Raw genomic sequence first — 5,337 nt, forward strand, 5'->3', positions numbered from 1 at the left:
CGATGGGGGAGGAGGTATCGATTTTTTTCTTTTTAAGCTGATGAAATGGATGTTCTTTTTCTGCAGAAACTCGCTGATTTCCAATAAATCTTTTGTTGTGCGACTTAGTCGGTCTAGTTTAGTCACGACCAGTGTATCCCCAGCTCTCATTCGTAAAAATAAATTTTCTAGCTCTTTTCGTCGTTTCCTACCTGACTCTTTCTCAAGAACAATCTGCTGACAGCCAAAAGCTTCTAAAGCATCCACTTGACTATGCGTGGATTGCTCTTGTGTCGATACTCTAGCGTAGCCGTAAATTTTAGCTTTCATTTCTTTCACTTCTCCCATTTGTGAATATTCCATGAACAATAACCACCTAACGTCATTTTTTATTTGTGTTCATTTAGCAATACATAGAATATAATAACAATATATACATTTATAAGCATTATGTCTAAAAAAAAAGCTCATAAATTGATTAATCCTATACTTACACTGAAAAAACTTTGTACGATAAATAGAATGAACATGTCAAGTCCCGAAATTACAAATTTGCCTATCTTTCACTTTAACAAAGGGTATCAGAAAAAAATAGTCATTCGTACTGATTAATCTCCTATCTCCAACAGGAAAAATCCTCTATAAAAAGCCGGCTATTTATGATATATATAGTGATCCGTCTAATTGTAGGTTGATATATCTTTTGTTGCTTCTTGTTAATTTTTTCATCTCTATTAATTATATAATTCAAACTTATAGGAGTATTCTATTTAGACTGATTTACTAGTTATGAATGTGAATATTGAGTGAATATATCTTATTAATTTTGAAATTTTTTTATTTTTTTCTTCCATAGCCCTTGCATAATATTTTAGTGGCGGATAACATTTATATTGGAAAGTTGATTAATGGACTAACGCTACTGAGAAGATATTTGAACTCGCTCTCACCCCAGAATTCCCAGCAATAAAGTAGCCTATCTATTAACAAATAAAGAACTTAAGAGAGGATATGAAACATGAAAATAGCTCACAAACTATGCTACCTAACAGCAATACTATTTATGATTTTTAGCCAACTATCTTTTGGAGGTGCGTCAGCTACAACTGTAAATCCTACTACACCTCTAGCACCTGGCGATGATCCAAGAATTACTATAACAAGCCCACAAGAGATAGGTGCTAATGCCAGAGCAGTTCTAATGGTGACACTTGCCGCATCGTCAGGTAGATTGAATGAAGATGGAGAAATTAAAGTTCTTATCCCCAAAAATATTGTTAGGGATAGCACGGGACAAGATATCATTAACTCTACCAATTTAGGTGGCGCTTTTTATTGGGGGACCTCGCCATTAACAGATGATGGTGCAGGGAACTGGGTGCTTCGTATTCAATATGACCATACAAGAATTAACCAAGGAAATGCTTTTAGCTCTAGTATCTATGTCAACTTTCAAGCACCTGCATATTGGTCCACTGATCCTAATGCACCAAACTCTGCGGATTTTTCTGCACATTTAAGCAATCAACATGGGGTTTTAAGTTCCGATCAAGCGAGCTCTACTGTAGGCAGGCTAGTTGTTGGTCGTCCTCATTTCACAAAGCAAAGTGATATTAGAAAAGATACCGTAAACAATATCCCTGATGTTTCTATGTTAAGTACGAACGCACCTTCTTCTAATGTCTTTGCAATCCTTGTTAATTATAATGAGCAGAATTGGAAAAATGTTGTTGTATCTGATATTATTCCAAAAGACACATCTTTAACTGATCCAAATGAATATGTTAGGGCAAGTGGAGATGCTACCGTAATAGATCACTTTAGGATTGCAAAAGTAACCAGCTGGAACGGAAATGTCCCACAAACATTTGAGTATGTAACACAGAATTTTAAAGGTAGTATTTCTAGAACTTCAGATGGTTTCTCTGTAAATCTGGGCGATATAAAAGAAGCCTATGTTATTATGTATGGTCAAAAAGTTGATGCTGGTATTACACCTGCTGAATTTGGGGTTAGGTATAATCAGGCTACACTATCGGTTGATGGTAACGAAACACATAATATGAGTATACCTGTAGCTCTGGACAAGTCCAGCTTTGATCAAATTGAACTTAGCAAAACCGTTAATCAAGCTACACTTTCTACAACATCGGGAGAGATAATTTACTCATTGACATTAAATACTCATTACGGTTCACTGCCCGCTGGTACAATCGTCACTGACCCGCTACCAAATCACGTTACTTACCTTGATACGATAAAGCTGGATTCAAATTATTTTTCCCAACCATTCTATGATAAAAGTAGCAATACGGTAACGTATACTTTACTCAAGGATTTGAATGCTGGTGAATCTTCTTCTATAGACATTAAGACTTTTTATGAAAATTTAAATGCGCAGCCCAATGATAGAATTTTAAACAAAGCTTACTACAGTTACCATGGAAGCCATATCTATAGTGATGATGCCGTCACAACACTTGACGGTAGCGCGTATTTATACAAAACTGATGCTGATTCCAAAGACCCTTTAGCTGGAGCTGAGTTTAAAATAGTTGATAATAATGGTCTTACTGTCGTTGAAAACCTAGTTTCCGATGACAATGGATTTATTAACTCTGGTATTCTACCACCTGGTGATTATCAGTTTATAGAAGTAAAAGCACCAAATGGTTACACTCTAAATCCAACTCCTATTGATTTCACTATTAAATTGGGGCAAAAAACACCTGTGAATTTGTCAGTAACCAATCAATTAAAAGGTGTTGGTTCAGTAGAACTTACTAAAGTGGATCGTATATCTAGAGCAGTACTAGCAGGTGCCAAATTTGAGTTACAAGATGCGAACGGTCTTGTTATCCAAAGTGATTTAGTAACAAATGAGTTTGGCACCATTTCGGTAAATGAATTAGACCCTGGTAATTATCAATTTGTAGAAACAAAAGCCCCACAAGGATATCAACTAGATAGCACACCTGTCACTTTTACAATTAAAGCCGGTGAATCGGAAACTGTCAAAGTGATAAAAGAAAACACCCCGATATTAGCAGATGAACCTATTGATGATGAAGTAGATGAACCTATTGATGATGAAATTGTTGACAAACCTATCGATGAATATCCTGGTGATGAAAAACCGATTGTTGATCAACCTGCTATTGATCAACCTGCTATTGATCAACCTATTGGCCAAAAAGAAGGACATCCCTCTGCTGATGTCAGTATGCCTATTAAAAACAACTTTGTAACGCCAGCCATAGACGGTAATGAAGCAATTAATCAAATAAAGCCCACCAAGGTATCCATCAAAAAAACTTTACCCCAAACTGGTGATTCACCGTTAGATATACTTTTACTATTAAGTGGTATTTCTTTTAGTGTCGGGGCAATTTACCTGCTTCGAAGAAATAGATAAAGCTTATCGGATATAGGTAAAGGATAGGTACAAGAGGAGCTGACGACACTTAAAACCATGATACATGGCTGGTAGCACCTCTAACTTATCTTCCATTTAGATTCTCGCCCAGCATAAAAATCTCCTTTCGCTATAACAGAATTGGTAACAAGCCAAATTCTATGCGAAAGGAGATTATTTTAGTACTCTACAAAACCACTGTATGAAATCTTAGTCAAAACTCTAATTAGGTATAAGCAACCAACAGAATTTATAAAAGATGATTCATATGTCCAATTTCCATTACCCAGTAAGATCCGATAACTACAACAATCGCAATGAATGCCGCAAAAAGAATATTACTGACTTGGACACGTCCATTTTGACCTTCTGTCATGTGCATAAACATTAGCAACTGTAGTGCTGCTTGAATGAACGCAAAGATAAAAATAATCGTAACAATAACCGATTTACTTAACGTAGACTCGAATACAACCCATACAGCCAAAAGTGTCAATACAATCGATAAGGCAAAACCGATGATGTGTTTCCAAGGTATGCCTTCTTCAACGTGCGCCGCGTTCGCTTTATTTTTTGCCATATTAATTCACCATCCCTAATAGATAGACACCTGTGAAGATGAAAATCCACACAACGTCTAGGAAATGCCAATAAAGGCTTGAAATGAATACTTTTGAAGCTGCTTGAGCCGTTAAGCCACGCATTTTTATTTGAATCAAGATAAAAGCAATCCAGAATAAACCAATCGTTACGTGGAGACCGTGGGTACCCAGTAAAACGAAGAATGCGGACCAGTAAGAGCCAACTTTTAGTGTAACACCTTCCATTACATAATGCGCGAACTCATAAATCTCAAAACCTACGAATCCAGCACCTAGAAGTAACGTGATAATCGAATAAACCATCAGACGTTTAACATTACCTTTGCGCATCTCACCAATAGCAAGACCACACGTAAAACTACTTGCTAAAAGTAGGAATGTCATGATTAGAACGAGCGGTAACTCAAACATTTCAGACGGTGGATGACCCGCATTAGAGCCACCACTATACATAACAAAATAAGTTGCAAACAATGTACCGAATAACGCAATCTCGGCGCCTAGGAAAATCCAGAAGCCTAAAATGTTTAAACGACCTTGCTCCGATTGATATTCTAATGGAAGGCTGGAATTTTCTTTTATAGGTTCCATGGGTTACCCTCCTTTATGCCAGTTTTAAATTCACGTGCCGCTTGTTCCTCAGTAGCGACAATTTCAGGTACTTCGACATGGTAACCGTCATCTTTCTTGAACGAGCGATATGCAAGACAAGCCAATACACCAAGGCCGCCAAGGAGACCAAGCCAATACCAGTAAAAGACTAGTCCAAAGCCAGCAATAAAGAAGAAGACCGACATTACGAAGCCTAGTAATGTATTGTTTGGCATATGAATATGTTTGTAGTCTTTGTCATCATTATACGTTTCGCCACGTTGTTTTTTCTCCCAGAAATCATCAATATCATGCCATTCTGGTAATTTAGCGAAGTTATATTTTGGTGGTACCGCTGAAGAGGTTGCCCACTCAAGCGTGCGTGCATCCCATGGATCTCCATTTGTTTCACGTTTAGAGTTTTTATAACTATAAACGATATTCCAACATAGAATTAGGAATGCTGCTCCCATTAGGAACGCACCAACAGATGAGATAAAATTCAAGGTAGTCCAGCCATCACCTTCAACGTATGTGCTGATACGACGAGGCATACCATCAAGCCCTAGGAAATATTGCGGGAAGAAACATACATTAAACCCGATAACAAATATCCAGAAAAACCACTTACCAATTTTTTCATTCAAACGATAACCGACCATTTTTGGATACCAGTAAATCAAACCTGCAAAACAGGAGAATACGGTTCCGGCAATCAATACGTAGTGGAAATGTGATACTAAGAAATAC

The 5,337-nt window shown here is 37.2% G+C and carries 5 protein-coding genes; 1 reads left to right on the top strand and 4 read right to left on the bottom strand.

Annotated features, from left to right (window positions below):
* Window positions 1-342, bottom strand: a 342-nt coding sequence (locus tag PROCOU_RS15460) for a recombinase family protein (RefSeq protein WP_244266345.1), incomplete at its 3' end; no start/stop codon positions are given.
* A gap of 655 nt (window positions 343-997) precedes the next feature.
* On the opposite strand from PROCOU_RS15460, the gene PROCOU_RS15465 reads away from it, so the two are divergent.
* The gene (locus PROCOU_RS15465; protein WP_051994458.1) at window positions 998-3,394 is read left to right on the top strand and encodes an LPXTG cell wall anchor domain-containing protein; all 2,397 of its coding nucleotides are present in this window, start codon (window positions 998-1,000) and stop codon (window positions 3,392-3,394) included.
* A gap of 250 nt (window positions 3,395-3,644) precedes the next feature.
* Here PROCOU_RS15465 and qoxD read toward each other — a convergent pair whose 3' ends face one another.
* The 3 genes from qoxD to PROCOU_RS15480 all read right to left on the bottom strand — a co-directional run.
* Window positions 3,645-3,974: a cytochrome aa3 quinol oxidase subunit IV gene (gene qoxD, locus PROCOU_RS15470; RefSeq protein ID WP_036074156.1), complete on the bottom strand. Its 330-nt coding sequence runs from the start codon at window positions 3,972-3,974 to the stop codon at window positions 3,645-3,647.
* Between the two features lies 1 nt (window position 3,975).
* Entirely contained in the window at window positions 3,976-4,587 is a 612-nt protein-coding gene (gene qoxC / locus PROCOU_RS15475) for a cytochrome aa3 quinol oxidase subunit III (protein WP_036074157.1), read from the bottom strand.
* On the bottom strand, window positions 4,575-5,337 hold a 763-nt coding region (locus PROCOU_RS15480; protein ID WP_036074163.1), incomplete at its 5' end, for a cbb3-type cytochrome c oxidase subunit I. The genes qoxC and PROCOU_RS15480, both read right to left, overlap by 13 nt.

The sequence above is a fragment of the Listeria rocourtiae FSL F6-920 genome (assembly GCF_000525975.1).
Classification (GTDB): domain Bacteria; phylum Bacillota; class Bacilli; order Lactobacillales; family Listeriaceae; genus Listeria_A; species Listeria_A rocourtiae.

Bases quoted from the DNA above. Each gene is read 5' to 3' on its own strand.
- PROCOU_RS15465 (WP_051994458.1), top strand. From the start codon at position 998: ATGAAAATAGCTCACAAACTATGCTACCTAACAGCAATACTATTTATG.
- qoxD (WP_036074156.1), bottom strand. From the start codon at position 3,974: ATGGCAAAAAATAAAGCGAACGCGGCGCACGTTGAAGAAGGCATACCT.
- qoxC (WP_036074157.1), bottom strand. From the start codon at position 4,587: ATGGAACCTATAAAAGAAAATTCCAGCCTTCCATTAGAATATCAATCG.